Source organism: Priestia iocasae (genome assembly GCF_016909075.1).
Lineage (GTDB): Bacteria > Bacillota > Bacilli > Bacillales > Bacillaceae_H > Priestia > Priestia iocasae.
Window position 1 is genome coordinate 661851 of sequence record NZ_JAFBFC010000001.1, and the last position, 16491, is coordinate 678341.

Sequence of the window (16491 nt, forward strand, 5' to 3'; positions counted from 1 at the left end):
GGTATAAACGAATGAGTTTTTTCAAACGGTTAAAAGAAAAGTTGACTGAACAAACAGACTCAGCTACAAAAAAATTTAAAGATGGTATGACGAAAACGCGTGAATCTTTTTCAGGAAAAGTAAATGACCTTGTAGCTCGTTATCGAAAAGTAGACGAAGACTTTTTTGAAGAGCTAGAAGAAATTCTCATTAGTGCGGATGTTGGTGTATCAACTGTCATGGAACTGATTGATGAATTAAAAATGGAAGTAAAGCGCCGCAATATCCAAGATCCAAAAGAAGTGCAAGATGTTATTTCAGAGAAATTAATTGAGATTTATGAAAGTGGTCAAGAGCATTTATCTGAAGTGAACATTCAAAAGGATGGACTAACGGTCATTCTATTTGTTGGTGTGAATGGAGTAGGTAAAACGACAACTATCGGTAAGTTGGCACATAAATATAAACAAGAAGGAAAATCGGTTGTAATGGCAGCGGGAGATACGTTCCGTGCGGGTGCGATTGAGCAGCTAGAAGTTTGGGGAGATCGTGTTGGTGTTAGTGTTATTAAACAATCAGCAGGGTCAGATCCAGCAGCTGTGATGTACGATGCTGTTCAAGCGGCGAAAGCTCGAAAGGCTGATGTTCTATTATGTGATACAGCTGGTCGCCTTCAAAATAAAGTAAACCTTATGAAAGAGCTGGAAAAGGTAAAGCGTGTTATTGAACGTGAAGTACCTGGCGCTCCTCATGAAGTGTTACTTGTACTCGATGCTACAACAGGTCAAAACGCTTTAAGTCAAGCAAAAACGTTCTCCGAAACGACAGATGTTACTGGAATTGTCTTAACGAAGCTAGATGGAACAGCAAAAGGTGGAATTGTAATCGCAATCCGCAATGAGTTGAATTTACCTGTTAAATTTGTAGGTCTTGGAGAGAAAATGGACGACTTGCAACAGTTCCAGACAGAGCAGTATGTTTATGGCTTATTTGCTAATCAAGTGGAAGAGGAAGTAGAATAATAGGTAAACGGAGTTAAATAGAAAACATCCTATTTGACTTAGCGTGCCAGCACACCCTTGTCTCTATAATCTAGCCGTATCAATGGATAGAGGGGCAAGGGTTGTTCTGTTTATGTATCATTTTTTAGTGGCAGTGACTTTTAAAATTAATGCATTTTTTATGGTGTTAAGAAAAAAACTTGACATTCATTTGGCTTCTCTGTAGACTGTTATGTTGTAAAGGCTTTTCACTTAACAAGGGGGTAGTCTTATGCTTGAAAAAACGACAAGAATGAACTATTTATATGACTTCTACCAAGCTTTATTAACACCAAAGCAAAGAAGTTACATGTCACTTTACTATTTAGATGACTATTCTCTAGGTGAAATAGCAGAAGAATTTGATGTGAGTCGTCAAGCAGTTTATGATAATATTAAACGTACAGAGCAAATGCTTGAACAATATGAGGAAAAGCTGTTGTTATTAGAACGATTTCAAGAGCGACAATCAATTGTTCAACAATTGAAAGCTGAGCTTGAACCCGATCTCAAACATAATGACAAGCTTTCTACTCTTCTAAATTCGCTTGAGAAATTAGATTAGGGGGCGGCATACATGGCATTTGAAGGGTTAGCCGACCGTTTACAAAGTACAATGCAAAAGCTAAAAGGTAAAGGGAAAGTAACAGAAGCTGACGTAAAAGAAATGATGCGTGAAGTGCGACTTGCCCTACTTGAGGCGGATGTAAACTTTAAAGTTGTAAAGGACTTTGTAAAGCGCGTAAGTGAACGTGCAGTAGGACAAGAAGTGTTAAAAAGCTTAACACCTGGTCAGCAAGTTGTTAAGGTGGTACAAGAAGAGTTAACAGCGCTGATGGGTGGAGAGCAAAGTAAAATTGCGGTATCAAACCGACCGCCGACCGTCATTATGATGGTAGGTTTACAAGGTGCGGGTAAAACAACGACAACTGGTAAATTAGCCAATTTATTGCGCAAAAAGTACAATCGTAATCCATTGCTTGTAGCAGGGGATATTTATCGTCCGGCCGCTATTAAACAGTTGGAAACGCTTGGAAAACAGTTGAGCATGCCTGTCTTTTCACTAGGTGACCAAGTTAGTCCTGTTGAGATTGCCAAGCAAGCCATTGCGCATGCAAAAGCAGAGCATCATGACTATGTGTTAATTGATACAGCGGGTCGCTTGCATATTGATGAAAATTTAATGGATGAGCTACAACAAATAAAAGAGTTGTCAAATCCAGATGAAATTTTCCTTGTTGTTGATGCAATGACAGGACAAGATGCAGTAAATGTGGCTGACAGCTTTAATAAACAGCTTGGTTTAACAGGTGTTGTTTTAACGAAACTTGATGGTGATACTCGTGGTGGTGCGGCACTTTCTATTCGTTCTGTCACAAACACACCAATTAAATTTGTTGGTCTTGGAGAAAAGCTGGATGCATTAGAAGCGTTCCATCCTGAACGTATGGCATCTCGTATTCTAGGAATGGGTGATGTATTGTCACTTATTGAAAAAGCTCAAGCAAATGTTGATGAAGAAAAGGCAAAAGAGCTAGAAGCAAAGCTCCGTACGCTTTCTTTTACATTTGATGATTTCCTAGAACAGCTTGGACAAGTACGTAAAATGGGTCCACTTGATGAATTAATTGGCATGCTTCCAGGTGCTAATAAAGTTAAAGGCCTAAAAAATTTACAAGTAGATGAAAAACAAATCAGTCATGTGGAAGCGATTATTCAGTCCATGACAAAAGAAGAAAAAGATCATCCAGATATCATAAATGCTAGCCGTAAAAAGCGTATTGCAAAAGGTAGCGGTCGATCTGTTCAAGAGGTTAATCGCCTCTTAAAACAGTTTGAAGATATGAAGAAAATGATGAAGCAAATGACAAGCATGTCAAAAGGTAAGAAAAAGGGAATGAAGTTTCCGTTTTTATCTTAACGAAAATAATTTTCCACTGTTAAGAAAAAAACCTTTACAACCAATTAATCTTTTTGTTATTATATTATCTTGTTGAAACATATTCGGAGGTGCTTTAAAAATGGCAGTAAAAATTCGTTTAAAACGCATGGGAGCAAAAAAATCTCCTTTTTATCGTATTGTAGTAGCAGATTCTCGTTCACCACGTGATGGACGTTTCATTGAAACAGTTGGAACTTACAATCCAGTAGCTCAACCAGCTGAAGTGAAAATCAATGAAGAATTAGCTCTTAAATGGTTACAAGACGGTGCAAAACCATCTGATACAGTTCGTAACCTTTTCTCTAAAGAAGGCATCATGGAGAAATTCCATAACGCTAAATTAGGTAAATAATCTAGCCTGAGATGACATCTTTAATCGAAACGATTGTAAAAGCGCTTGTTGATTATCCAGAAGATGTGATGATTCAAGAGAATTCTGAGGAAACAAAATTGACATATGTCATAAAAGTTCATCCAGAAGACGTTGGAAAAATCATTGGAAAACAAGGTCGCGTTGCAAAAGCAATTCGAACTGTTGTCTATACAGCAGCATCTCAGTATGATAAGAAAGTGTATGTAGAAATACACGAATAAAAAAGGGAGAGGGCTAACCTCCCCTTTTTTTGTGTTATTTTATATACTAAACAATAGGAGGGATGCTGGTGTATATTTTACAGCGAGTCGTCGTCAAGCAAGTGTTAACGGAAACGAGTAAGCAAGATTTGTATGAGCGCTTTCGAGAACGTAAGTTACAACTTCAAAAAGAAATTGATCAGTTAACGTTTCAATTTAAACAAACAGAAAGAATAAAGAAATCTTCCTCTTTACTCCTTTCTCAATTTAATAAAGAAAAAGAAAACCGTTTAGAAAAGATTCAAGTTCTTGATTTTCAAATTGAACAATTAGATAAACTAACAATAGGTAGTGAGTTGGTTGAAAAGGAAGTAGAGGGTCTTATTGAAGTTCATGTTGGTGATGAATGGAATAAGGTTCAGCAAACGAAAACAATCGTTCTTAAAGATGGAATTGTAATAGATATTAGATAGAGGTGAATGGGTTTATGGAAAAGTGGTTTAATGTTGGGAAGATTGTAAATACACATGGTGTTAAAGGAGAGGTGCGTGTCGTATCTCGTACAGACTTTATTGATGAGCGATATAAGGTTGGAAATACGCTATACATATTTAAAGAAAATAGTGACGAAGGCATCGAAGTGAAGGTGGCTAGTCACCGTCAGCATAAGTCATTTGACCTTCTTACGTTTGAAGGTTATGACAATGTTAATGATGTGGAACAATTTAAAAATAGCTTACTAAAAGTGCAAGAAGACCAACTTGGTGAGCTAAATGAAGGAGAGTTTTACTTTCATGAAATTATTGGCTGCCAAGTAGTGACAGAAGATGGAGAAGAAATTGGTAAAATCAAAGAAATTTTAACACCTGGTGCGAATGATGTTTGGGTAATTCAGCGAAAAGGAAAGAAAGAAGTGCTTATTCCTTATATTGATGAGATTGTTCAATCAGTAGATATTGCCAATCAGGTTGTGAAAATCCGTGTAATGGAAGGGTTATTAGACTAATGAAGATTGATGTGCTGTCATTATTTCCTCCGATGTTTGAAGGGGTATTCGGTGAATCGATTTTAAAGAAAGCGCAAGAGAAAGAAGCCGTTCAATTCAACGTCATCAATTTCCGTCAGTATTCAGATAATAAACATCAAACCGTGGATGACTACCCTTATGGTGGTGGTGCTGGTATGGTTTTAAAGCCACAGCCTATTTTTGATGCTGTAGCTGATTTAACAAAAGAGTCGAAGCAAGCTCGTGTAATTTTATTATGTCCGCAAGGAGAAAAGTACACACAACCCAAAGCAGAAGAGTTAGCAAAAGAAGAACACCTTATTTTTATTTGTGGTCATTATGAAGGATATGATGAGCGAATTCGAGAGCATGTTGTCACAGACGAAATTTCCATTGGTGACTTCGTTCTTACCGGTGGAGAATTAGGTGCGATGGTTGTCATTGATAGTGTCGTTCGATTGCTTCCTGGAGTCCTTGGTAATGATGTATCAGCAGTGAAAGATTCGCATAGCACAGGTTTACTCGAACACCCTCACTATACGAGACCAGCAGACTTTAGAGGGATGAAGGTACCTGATGTGTTGATGTCTGGTGATCATCAAAAAATTGAACGATGGCGTGAACGTGAAACGCTCAAAAGAACGCTCACTCGACGACCGGATATGCTCGAAAAAATAGAGCTGACAACCGAGCAACAAAGATTATTAGCAGAGGTTAAAAACGAGGAAAAGTAAATAGAATTCTATTTTTCTCACAATAAAAAATATTTATCTTATCTTGCATATACCTTTAGATTGTGCTAAGATATTCCTTGTGGCTAAGGCAGGATATGCCCATGCCTGTTAAAACGATGTTCCGCTGCAATGATTTAAATAGCATTGATAAGAGCATCTGTTGGAAGGAGTTGAAACACGCGATGCAAAAATTAATCGAAGAAATCACAAAAGAACAATTAAAAACAGACCTTCCTGAGTTCCGCCCAGGTGATACTGTACGTGTACATGTAAACATCGTTGAGGGTAACCGTGAACGTATTCAGGTATTCGAAGGTGTTGTTATTAAGCGTCGTGGTGGTGGTATTAGCGAAACATTCACAGTTCGTAAGGTATCTTACGGTGTTGGTGTTGAGCGTACATTCCCACTTCACACGCCAAAAATTGCAAAAATCGAAGTTATGCGTCGTGGTAAAGTACGCCGTGCGAAACTTTACTACCTACGTGCTCTTCGCGGTAAAGCTGCGCGTATTAAAGAGATTCGATAATGATGAGGGAGCTTGTTTAACAAGCTCCTTTTTTCAAATTCAAAATGATTTTCATTATGAAAATAGTGCCTAATCATTTAAAATAAAGTATGTTAGGCAGTATATAAAGGTTGGGGGACTGAGAATGGCCCGTGAAAAAAGTGAGCTATGGGAATGGTTAAAAGCTATTGTAATTGCTGTTTTATTAGCTGCTGTCATTCGCTATTTTTTATTTGCGCCGATTGTTGTAGATGGACTATCAATGATGCCTACCCTACATGATCAAAACCGTATGATTGTCAATAAACTTTCCTATAAAATTGGAGAGCCCGAGCGCTTTGATATCGTTGTGTTTCATGCAACAGAAGACAAAGATTACATAAAGCGTATTATTGGTTTACCAGGAGATCATATTGAATACAAAGATGATGTGTTATATATAAACGGTAAGCCGTATGATGAACCGTACTTAGAACAGTATAAAAGTGAAATCATTGACGGTAGCTTAACGCAAGACTTTAAGCTAGAAGACATTACAGGCGGACAAGCGGTTGTTCCTGAGAATCATATATTTGTGATGGGAGATAATCGTCGCTATAGTAAAGATAGCCGTCAAATAGGCTTTATTGAAATGGATCGCGTATTAGGAGAAACAAACACCGTATACTGGCCTATTAAAGAGGCTCGTATTGCGGATTGATTAGAGAGAATTAAGTAGGTGAAAGACCATGACCATTCAATGGTTTCCGGGACATATGGCTAAAGCCAGAAGACAAGTCACGGAAAAATTAAAATTAATTGATATTGTATATGAGTTAGTAGATGCACGTATACCACAATCATCAAGAAACCCCATGATTGATGAAATTATTTCGAATAAGCCACGTCTTGTTCTGTTGAACAAAGTAGATAAAGCAGATCCTCGTGTAACTGAACAATGGCTATCTTATTATCGTGAGAAGGGTATACGAGCAATTGCAATTGATGCACAAGCTGGTAAAGGAATGAAACAAATTGTATCAGCTTCAAACGAATTGTTAAAAGAAAAATTTGATCGTATGAAAGCAAAAGGAATTGTTAAACCACGTGCAATTCGAGCAATGATTGTAGGTATTCCTAATGTTGGAAAATCGACATTGATTAATCGCTTGGCAAGCAAAAAAATTGCTAAAACAGGAGATCGCCCAGGTATAACGCAAGCACAACAATGGATTAAAGTTGGGAAAGAGCTTGAATTACTAGATACTCCAGGGATTTTATGGCCAAAATTTGAAGATCCGATTGTTGGTTATAAACTAGCAACAACAGGCGCAATCAAAGATACCATTATTAACTTACAAGATATTGCAGTCTATGCATTAAGGTTTTTAACAGAGCATTATCCAGAAGCATTAAAAGCACGCTATGGGCTAGAAAATATCCCTGAAGAGATTGTTGACCTATTTGATGCAATTGGCACAAAGAGAGGTTGTTTAATGCCAGGAGGGCTTATTGATTACGATAAGACCGCAGAACTTATTTTACGAGAGTTACGTACCGATAAAATTGGAACCTTTACGTTTGACTTTCCACAAGAGTTTAATGAGAAAGTTAGTGAATGAACGTGATTAAATTAAATGGACCGTCACATAAATCCAGAACAATCAAGGATTTTAGTTGGCGGTCCATTTTGCGTGAAATATATTTTTGGTTCTACTTCAAAAAAATTATTTTGATTGAGATAACAAAGGAAGAAAAGCCGACGATATAAAATTTAGATAAAGGTGAGAAGCAGTATGAAACGAACAATAAAAGAAATTAAGCAAATGTTACATGACGTAAACTCTACAGAAGATGCCTTTTTTAAAGAGTGCGAGCAAGATGAACGAAAAGGAGTACAACAGCTGCTAAAGCAAAAACTCAAACAATTTGAAACAGAAGAGACATTACATGCTCAATTTCACGAAATGCTTCGTTATGAAAACGAATTATACACAAAAGGAATTGAATGGATTGCTGGCGTAGATGAAGTAGGTCGAGGACCATTAGCAGGACCTGTAGTAGCTGCCGCTGTTATTTTACCAAAAGACTTTTATTTGCCAGGCTTAACAGATTCTAAAAAGGTGTCTGAACAAAAAAGAGAAGCGTACTATGAGACAATTATGAATAAAGCAATGGCTGTTGGAATCGGCATTATTGAAGCTTCTATTATTGATGAAATTAATATTTATGAGGCAACAAAAAAAGCGATGCAACAAGCTGTTGAAACATTATCTTTTTCTCCTCAATATTTATTGATTGATGCCATGAAGTTACCAAATGTGAACATCCCTCAAGTATCAATTATTAAAGGAGATGCAACAAGTATTTCCATTGCTGCAAGCTCTATTATTGCGAAAGTAACGAGAGATCGTATGATGAAAGAGCTAGGAGAAAAGTATCCTGCGTACGGATTTGAAAAGCACATGGGCTATGGAACAAGTCAACATCTAGAAGCAATCGATACGCACGGTGTATTAGAACAGCATCGTAAGTCATTTGCCCCTATTAAAGATCGATTTATAAAGTAAAGGAGAGAAGTGTAATGATTGTTTCATCTTTTCAGCATTTTTTTCAGGAAGAAGTGATGAAGCAAAGTAAAAATGTTCACTTAACAAAGGGCGATTTCGTGCAAGGGAAAATCGTCAAACTATTCTCGAATCATACGGCTCTAGTACATATCAATGACATGTCTCTAGTTGCTAAGTTAGAAACGGCGTTATCTGTTCAACAGCAATATTGGTTTGAGGTAAAGGGAACAACATTGAGTGGTCCTCACTTAAAAGTACTTTCACATGTAGGTCCCTCTCCTAATGGGAACGAACTAGATAAGCAACAAGTAGAGTTATTAAGAGAATTACAACTACCGGCTACTAGAGGGAATAAGGAGTTGGTTTCTTTCCTAACCGAAAAAGGGTTACCTCTTTCAAAGCAAAAGGTAGTAGATCTAAGTAACCTTTTTATAGATAAAAAACTGTCAGCACAAGACAAACAAGTTGTAGAAAAGCTAATTGAAATGAAACTACCCATTACGAATGAAACGTTTCAAGCCGTTTCAGCTATTCAAAAGGGTTCTCATTTATCAGCTGACCTTGTAAAGCTTCAACAGCTCTTAGTGCAAAATAATGTACAAGAAGCAATTCCTTTACAAAAAATGATTGCGACCTTAACACAGCCTTTTTCCGTTCGTGAAGGCGAGGATAGACTTGCGTCTTTAGTTAAAACATGGTTATCGACTACTCATACTAATAATCAGCAGGAAAACCAGGCTTTTTCTATGATGAGGCAGTCACATGTTATTCCAAAAGAGATGTCCGAACAAAGAGCCTTAGCGCATCTAATGCGTTATTTTAACATTGAGGGTTCTAGTAATAACCAGAATTTATATGACGTGTTATTTAGCCAAAAAAATGCTATTCAAGGGCAAGGGGGCTATTCACTTTCAGCAGCATTGAAAGAAATGGTAGCGTCTTTTTATGTAAAAGATGGAGCGATAGAAGAAATTGACATTGAAAGTAAATTGGAACAGCTAGGAAAAACCATTTTTACGAATGAGCAACAATCTCTTTTACTTACTCAATCCGAAAAGCGAAGCGCACATTCAATGTTTTATAAAGCAATTATGCAAGTAATTGAATCGTTAGGATTGCAGCATGAAGTGAATGTGGTCGCTTCTTTAAAAGATCATCAAGAACACACACAATCGTTAAAAAGCTTATTATTACAAGCTCAACAGACCTTACCACCTTCGCCAACGTTGGAAGTAGTTGAACAGCTTGTTCATAAGTTAACAGGAATTCAATTGTTAAATCAAGACCAAGGACCTCTCACAACAATTTATATGCAAATGCCTCTTCATATTGGACAAGGCTTAAAAGACGTGACCATACAATGGAATGGACGAAAGAAAGAGAACGGCCAAATTGATTCAAACTATTGTCATATTTTATTTTATCTCTGTTTAGATGAAATGAAAGAAACTGTTATTGATGTGACTGTACAAAATCGAATTGTTACTGTTCATATCATCAATGAAGCAGTTGACAAAGTATCGCCTTTAGCAGAGGCGATGAAAGCCACATTACAAAGCGGACTTAATGAGCTTCAATATAAATTATCAGAAGTGAAAGTGTTAGGAACAATGAAAAAGCAGGTTAAACATCATCAGTCAGCTATAAAAACATCGCATTCTTATGAAGGAGGGTTAGACATCCGTATATGACAAGAGAGATTAAACGTAAAGAGGCTGTTGCGCTATCGTATGAGCCATTGAAAGATGGAGCACCTCAAGTTGTGGCAAAAGGAAAAGGATTTGTAGCAGATAACATCATTAGTGAAGCAAAAGAGCATGGTGTACCCCTTCAAGAAGACGCCACATTAGTAGAATTACTCGGTCAACTTACCATTAACGAAAAGATTCCAGAAGAACTTTATCAAGCAGTGGCGGAGATTTTTGCATTTGTGTATAAGATTGATCAACGAATGAAATAAAGGTTTTAGATAGGGAGGACAGTATGGCTTTACTAGGTGCAATTGTTAATGGTCTATGTATTATCGGTGGTACACTTATTGGGAGGTTTCTAAGTCGTATTCCAGATAGAATAAAAGAAACAGTAATGATGGGAATCGGTTTATCTGTTACTATATTAGGAATTCAAATGGGCCTAAAAAGTGAACAGTTTTTAATTGTCATTTTTAGCTTGGTTATTGGGGCCGTTATTGGTGAATGGTTGGACATTGATAAAGCTTTAAACAAAGTGGGGAATTGGTTAGAAGAAAAAGTTGGTACATCAGAAGGAGGAGGGGTTGCAAAAGGTTTTGTGACGGCTACGTTAATCTTTGTTATAGGTGCGATGGCTATTATAGGAGCCTTAGATAGCGGAATTCGAGGCAATCACAGTGTACTCTATACAAAGTCCATCATTGATGGGTTTACAAGTCTTATATTAGCTACGACATTAGGAATTGGTGTGTTATTTTCGTTTATTCCTGTTGTTTTATACGAAGGATCTATCGCTCTTTTTGCCACGCAAATTGAAAAGTGGATTCCTGCTCAGTTAATGGATTCATTTATTTTAGAAATGACAGCAACAGGAGGATTAATGATTGTTGCTATCGGCTTGAATCTTCTAGGAATAACAGCTATTAGAGTAGCGAATTTACTTCCAGCTATCTTAGTTGTTGCTATTCTTACTGCTCTTTTGTACAGATTCTTATAAAATAGTTAGGAGATTTGTGTAATTTTCACAAAAAAGACGTATCGTTATAAGTATTTTCTCAGAATCTTTATATTTTTTTGTAGAATAGTAGACAATTAGACAATTGTTCTTATACAATGAAAGCGCAGTCTATTTTATCTGTTTACATATGATAGGAGGATGGGAAATGAATATCCATGAGTATCAAGGGAAAGAGGTCCTCAGAAAATATGGGGTTGCTGTTCCAAACGGTCGTGTAGCATTTACAGTTGAAGAAGCAGTTGAAGCAGCAAAAGAGTTAGGTTCTACAGTGACGGTAGTTAAAGCGCAAATTCACGCAGGGGGTCGCGGTAAAGCAGGTGGCGTGAAAGTAGCGAAAAGCATAGAAGAAGTACGTACATATGCAGAAGAGATTTTAGGTAAAACGCTTATTACACACCAAACAGGTCCTGAAGGAAAAGAAGTAAAACGCTTACTTGTTGAAGAAGGTTGCGATATTAAAAAAGAGTATTACATTGGATTAGTATTGGATCGTGCCACTTCTCAAGTTGTATTAATGGGCTCAGAAGAAGGTGGAACAGAAATTGAAGAGGTAGCTGAAAAAACACCTGAAAAGATCTTTAAAGAGTATGTAGATCCAGCTATCGGTTTACAAGGTTTTCAAGCTCGTCGTTTAGCATTTAATATTAATATCCCAAGAGAGCTTGTTGGAAAAGCAGTTAAATTCATGATGGGCTTATACACAGCGTTTGTGGAAAAGGATTGTTCAATTGCTGAAATTAACCCGCTTGTTGTAACAGGTGACGGAAATGTAATGGCGCTTGATGCAAAATTAAACTTTGATTCAAATGCTTTATATCGTCAAAAGGACGTTTTAGAATATCGCGATTTAGAAGAAGAAGATGCAAAAGAGATTGAAGCGTCTAAATATGACTTAAGCTATATTTCATTAGATGGAAATATTGGTTGCATGGTTAATGGTGCAGGTCTTGCGATGGCTACGATGGATATTATTAAGCACTACGGCGGCGAACCGGCAAACTTCCTAGATGTAGGAGGCGGTGCAACAGCAGAGAAAGTAACAGAAGCCTTTAAAATCATTTTATCTGACCAAAGCGTAAAAGGTATTTTCGTTAATATTTTTGGTGGTATTATGAAGTGTGATGTTATTGCTTCAGGTGTAGTAGAAGCAACGAAACAAGTAGGCTTAAACTTACCACTAGTTGTACGTTTAGAAGGAACAAACGTTGATCTTGGTAAGAAAATTTTAGAAGAATCTGGCCTTAATATTACAGCTGCAGAGTCTATGGCAGACGGTGCACAAAAAATTGTTTCACTAGTGAAGTAGAAAGGCAGGGGGATAGGAATGAGCGTATTTATTAATAAAGACACAAAGGTCATTGTACAAGGAATTACAGGTGGAGTAGGTTTATTTCATACAACACAAATGCTTGAGTACGGTACAAAAATCGTAGGTGGTGTAACTCCTGGTAAAGGTGGAACAGAGGTAGAAGGTGTACCTGTATTTGATACAGTAACAGATGCAAAAGCTCAAACAGGTGCGAATGCGTCTGTTGTTTACGTGCCACCTGCATTTGCGGCAGATGCAATTATGGAAGCGGTAGATGCTGATTTAGATCTTGTTATTTGTATCACAGAAGGTATTCCTGTTTTAGATATGGTAAAAGTAAAGCGTTACATGGAAGGAAAACGTACACGCTTAGTAGGTCCAAACTGCCCGGGTGTTATCACACCAGAAGAATGTAAAATTGGTATCATGCCTGGTTATATTCATAAGAAGGGTCATGTTGGCGTTGTATCACGTTCTGGTACATTAACGTATGAAGCTGTTCATCAATTATCAGAAGCTGGTATTGGTCAATCTACAGCTGTTGGTATTGGTGGAGACCCAGTAAACGGGACTAACTTTATTGATGTATTAAAAGCATTCAATGAAGATGAAGACACATATGCTGTTATCATGATCGGTGAGATTGGTGGAACGGCAGAAGAAGAAGCAGCTGAGTGGGTAAAAGCCAATATGACAAAGCCTGTTGTAGGATTCATTGGTGGTCAAACAGCACCTCCAGGAAAACGCATGGGTCATGCTGGAGCAATTATTTCAGGTGGTAAAGGCACAGCAGCAGAAAAGATTAAAACGATGAATGAGTGTGGAATTAAAGTAGCAGAAACACCATCTGTTATGGGACAAACGCTTATTTCCGTTTTAAAAGAAAAAGACCTTTATGAAAAGTGTAAAACACACTAAAAAGTTGAACAAAATAGTCTCCATTACTGGGGGCTATTTTGTGCTGTCTTTAAGTTTATGTAAAATCCCTAGCTAATTAACCTTCACCTAGTAAGAAAAAAGTCTCGGTTGAAAAGATAGAAATACAAGGCTTTAAATTTGATAGGAGGTTTATAATGGATCTTGAAATAAAAACAAAACTTATTCATTTAACACATTGCCCTTATATGACATGGAAAGCCATTTATACGCTATTTCAATACGATCCTTCATTAGAAAATTTGTATCAATATTCCTCTAAAGACTTCCAAAATCTTTTCTCCTTCTCTCAAGAACGAGCAAATCGCTTAAAAAAAGATTTGCAAACTATTCCAATACAAGCTATTCTAGATAATTATGAAGCGGAACAAATTCACTGCATAACAATTTTTGATAACTGTTATCCGGAGCTTCTGCGAAATATTTACGATCCGCCTTGGGTTTTATATGCCAAAGGAGATCAATCTCTATTAAAATATAAGAAAGTAATCAGTGTAGTAGGAACTCGTCATCCGACTTCATATGGTCATGATGCGTTAAAAGCTGTTATAGATCCTCTTTTGAAAAAAGATTGGCTGATTGTTAGCGGTTTAGCAGAAGGTATTGATACAATTGCTCATGAGTTAGCTATTGGGGCAAAAAGCAGGACAATTGCCGTTTTGGGTAGTGGAATTTATAATATTTATCCAAGTAAGAATAAATCCTTAGCCAAGCTAATAGCTGATCAACACTTATTGCTGTCAGAATACCCACCCACATTTAAACCGCAAAAGTGGTATTTTCCAATGCGTAATCGAATTATAAGTGGTCTAACATTAGGAACAGTGGTAGTCCAAGCAAAAGAGCGTAGCGGTTCCTTTATTACAGCTGATCAAGCCCTACAACAAGGACGTGAAGTATTCGCTATACCTGGGTCTATATTTGACGAAACATCACGAGGAACAAATAGGCTCATTCAATTAGGAGCCAAACTTATTTTAACGGCTGAAGATATACGTGAAGAGTTATAAATGAATAAAAGTAAATAAAATAGTCAATAACAATTTATTAATTCGAGTTTGACAAATTGTATGAGAATATTTAATAATAATGAAGATTTTATTTTACCTCTTGAGGAGGAACAAATAGATGTCTGACTACCTAGTTATTGTAGAGTCGCCAGCAAAGGCAAAGACAATTGAACGTTATTTAGGAAAAAAGTATAAAGTAAAAGCATCAATGGGCCATGTTCGAGATTTACCAAAAAGCCAAATGGGCATTGACATTGAACATGAATTTGAACCTAAGTACATTACGATTAGAGGAAAAGGCCCAGTATTAAAAGAGTTAAAGACAGCTGCTAAGAAAGCAAAGAAAATCTATTTAGCAGCCGATCCAGACCGTGAAGGGGAAGCAATCGCCTGGCATTTAGCACATAGTCTAGATATAGATGTTACATCTGATTGCAGAGTGGTATTTAATGAGATTACAAAAGATGCCATTAAAGAGTCATTTAAACATCCACGTGCAATTAATATGGACTTAGTAGATGCTCAGCAAGCTCGTCGTATACTTGACCGTCTTGTTGGTTATAACATGAGTCCATTGTTATGGAAAAAGGTAAAAAAAGGTCTAAGTGCTGGTCGAGTACAAACTGTAGCTGTTCGTTTAATTATTGAGCGTGAACAAGAAATAGCGAGCTTTGAACCCCAAGAGTATTGGACTGTGAACGCTTCTTTCCAAAAAGATAATGATCAATTTGAAGGAAGTTTAATTGAGTATAAAGGAAAGAAAGTAGACCTTTCGAATGAAGAAGATGTTCAACGTATTCTTAAAAACGTCGAAGGTAATGAATTTTCGATTACGAAAGTAACGAAAAAAGAGCGTAAACGTAACCCAGCTCCTCCTTTTACAACATCATCGTTGCAACAAGAAGCTGCCAGAAAGCTTAACTTTAGAGCGAAAAAGACGATGATGATTGCACAGCAATTATATGAAGGAATTGACCTTGGTAAAGAAGGTACAGTTGGTTTGATTACGTATATGCGTACAGACTCTACTCGAATTTCAGAGACAGCGCAATTAGAAGCAAATGAATACATTGTAAATGCGTTTGGTAAAGAGTATGGCATGAACGAGAAGAGAAAAGAAAAAAAGAGTGCAAAATCTCAAGATGCTCATGAGGCCATTCGCCCAACAGGTACAATGCGTAAGCCGAATGAAATTAAAGAATATTTATCAAGAGATCAATATCGTTTGTATAAGCTAGTTTGGGAACGTTTTGTGGCAAGTCAAATGGCTCCAGCCATTATGGATACAATGTCAGTAGACTTAAATAATTCTGATGTTGTTTTCCGTGCAAATGGATCCAAAGTGAAATTTCCAGGGTTTATGAAAGTGTATGTGGAAGGTAGCGATGATCAGGTAGAGGAAAAAGAAAACATGTTACCGAACCTAGAAGAAGGCGAAACCGCTTACTCTAAAGACATTGAACCGAAACAACATTTTACTCAACCACCTCCACGATACACGGAGGCTAGACTTGTTAAAACATTGGAAGAGCTTGGTATTGGCAGGCCGTCTACATATGCTCCTACTCTTGACACAGTTCAAAAAAGAGGGTATGTTGCTTTAGACAACAAACGTTTTGTTCCTACAGAGCTTGGTGAGATTGTATTAGAGCTAATTCTGGAATTCTTTCCAGAAATTATCGATGTAGAATTCACTGCAAAAATGGAAACAAGTCTTGATGATATCGAGGATGGTCAAGTAGAATGGATAAAGGTTATTGATGATTTCTACAAAGACTTCGAAACCCGTCTTGAAAAAGCAGAAAAAGAGATGAAAGAAGTAGAAATTAAAGATGAACCTGCAGGAGAAGATTGTGAAGAGTGTGGATCACCCATGGTCTTTAAAATGGGACGTTACGGAAAATTTATGGCATGTTCAAATTTTCCAGACTGTCGCAATACAAAACCAATTGTAAAAGAGATTGGTGTAAAATGTCCTAAATGTGAAGAAGGTAACATCGTAGAGCGGAAGTCGAAAAAGAAGCGAATGTTTTATGGATGTGACCGTTTTCCAAGTTGTGACTTTGTTTCTTGGGATAAGCCGATTGCAAGGAAATGTCCGAAGTGTGAAAGCTTGTTAGTAGAAAAGAAACAAAAGAAAGGTACCCAAGTTACTTGTACAGGTTGCGACTATAAAGAAGAACCACAAGGATAAAATG

19 protein-coding genes are annotated in these 16491 nt (G+C 37.1%); all 19 read left to right on the forward strand.

Annotation, left to right across the window (positions count from 1 at the left end):
• Positions 1–11: 11 nt before the first annotated feature.
• The 19 genes from ftsY (at position 12) to topA (ending at position 16487) form a co-directional block, all read left to right on the forward strand.
• Positions 12–1001 (forward strand): signal recognition particle-docking protein FtsY, encoded by a 990-nt coding sequence (gene ftsY / locus JOC83_RS03345; RefSeq protein ID WP_205183722.1) that lies wholly within the window; start codon positions 12–14, stop codon positions 999–1001.
• A 250-nt stretch (positions 1002–1251) separates the two neighbouring features.
• On the forward strand, positions 1252–1584 hold the full coding sequence (locus JOC83_RS03350) for a putative DNA-binding protein (RefSeq protein ID WP_205183724.1): 333 nt from the start codon (positions 1252–1254) through the stop codon (positions 1582–1584).
• Between the two features lie 12 nt (positions 1585–1596).
• Positions 1597–2940, forward strand: a complete 1344-nt coding sequence (ffh, locus tag JOC83_RS03355; RefSeq protein WP_205183726.1) for a signal recognition particle protein — start codon at positions 1597–1599, stop codon at positions 2938–2940.
• 100 nt (positions 2941–3040) lie between these two features.
• Complete coding sequence (gene rpsP, locus JOC83_RS03360) at positions 3041–3313, forward strand: 30S ribosomal protein S16 (protein WP_110112858.1); 273 nt, start codon at positions 3041–3043, stop codon at positions 3311–3313.
• A gap of 11 nt (positions 3314–3324) precedes the next feature.
• Positions 3325–3555, forward strand: a complete 231-nt coding sequence (locus JOC83_RS03365; RefSeq protein ID WP_205183728.1) for a KH domain-containing protein — start codon at positions 3325–3327, stop codon at positions 3553–3555.
• 68 nt (positions 3556–3623) lie between these two features.
• Positions 3624–4007, forward strand: coding sequence for a YlqD family protein (locus tag JOC83_RS03370; protein ID WP_205183730.1), 384 nt, complete (start codon positions 3624–3626; stop codon positions 4005–4007).
• Positions 4008–4021: 14 nt separating this feature from the next.
• Positions 4022–4540, forward strand: coding sequence for a ribosome maturation factor RimM (gene rimM / locus JOC83_RS03375; RefSeq protein WP_205183732.1), 519 nt, complete (start codon positions 4022–4024; stop codon positions 4538–4540).
• Positions 4540–5274: a tRNA (guanosine(37)-N1)-methyltransferase TrmD gene (trmD, locus tag JOC83_RS03380; protein WP_205183734.1), complete on the forward strand. Its 735-nt coding sequence runs from the start codon at positions 4540–4542 to the stop codon at positions 5272–5274. The genes rimM and trmD overlap by 1 nt, the downstream gene beginning before the upstream one ends.
• A 182-nt stretch (positions 5275–5456) precedes the next feature.
• A complete protein-coding gene (gene rplS / locus JOC83_RS03385) occupies positions 5457–5801 on the forward strand; it encodes a 50S ribosomal protein L19 (RefSeq protein WP_205183737.1) in 345 nt (114 codons plus the stop codon).
• A 124-nt stretch (positions 5802–5925) separates the two neighbouring features.
• Positions 5926–6480, forward strand: a complete 555-nt coding sequence (gene lepB, locus JOC83_RS03390; protein ID WP_205183740.1) for a signal peptidase I — start codon at positions 5926–5928, stop codon at positions 6478–6480.
• Positions 6481–6508: 28 nt separating this feature from the next.
• Entirely contained in the window at positions 6509–7381 is an 873-nt protein-coding gene (gene ylqF / locus JOC83_RS03395) for a ribosome biogenesis GTPase YlqF (RefSeq protein WP_205183744.1), read from the forward strand.
• A gap of 174 nt (positions 7382–7555) precedes the next feature.
• On the forward strand, positions 7556–8329 hold the full coding sequence (locus JOC83_RS03400; RefSeq protein WP_205183747.1) for a ribonuclease HII: 774 nt from the start codon (positions 7556–7558) through the stop codon (positions 8327–8329).
• A gap of 14 nt (positions 8330–8343) precedes the next feature.
• Positions 8344–10020, forward strand: a complete 1677-nt coding sequence (locus tag JOC83_RS03405) for a hypothetical protein (protein WP_205183750.1) — start codon at positions 8344–8346, stop codon at positions 10018–10020.
• Entirely contained in the window at positions 10017–10289 is a 273-nt protein-coding gene (locus tag JOC83_RS03410; RefSeq protein ID WP_205183753.1) for an EscU/YscU/HrcU family type III secretion system export apparatus switch protein, read from the forward strand. The genes JOC83_RS03405 and JOC83_RS03410 overlap by 4 nt, the downstream gene beginning before the upstream one ends.
• Positions 10290–10312: 23 nt before the next feature.
• On the forward strand, positions 10313–11017 hold the full coding sequence (locus JOC83_RS03415) for a DUF554 domain-containing protein (RefSeq protein WP_205183756.1): 705 nt from the start codon (positions 10313–10315) through the stop codon (positions 11015–11017).
• 166 nt (positions 11018–11183) lie between these two features.
• Entirely contained in the window at positions 11184–12344 is a 1161-nt protein-coding gene (gene sucC, locus JOC83_RS03420) for an ADP-forming succinate--CoA ligase subunit beta (protein WP_205183759.1), read from the forward strand.
• Positions 12345–12362: 18 nt separating this feature from the next.
• Positions 12363–13265 carry a succinate--CoA ligase subunit alpha gene (sucD, locus tag JOC83_RS03425; RefSeq protein WP_205183762.1) on the forward strand — a complete coding sequence of 301 codons (903 nt, stop codon included), beginning with the start codon at positions 12363–12365 and terminating at the stop codon, positions 13263–13265.
• A 155-nt stretch (positions 13266–13420) separates the two neighbouring features.
• Positions 13421–14293, forward strand: coding sequence for a DNA-processing protein DprA (gene dprA, locus JOC83_RS03430; RefSeq protein ID WP_205183773.1), 873 nt, complete (start codon positions 13421–13423; stop codon positions 14291–14293).
• Positions 14294–14411: 118 nt separating this feature from the next.
• Complete coding sequence (topA, locus tag JOC83_RS03435; protein ID WP_205183776.1) at positions 14412–16487, forward strand: type I DNA topoisomerase; 2076 nt, start codon at positions 14412–14414, stop codon at positions 16485–16487.
• Positions 16488–16491: the final 4 nt, after the last annotated feature.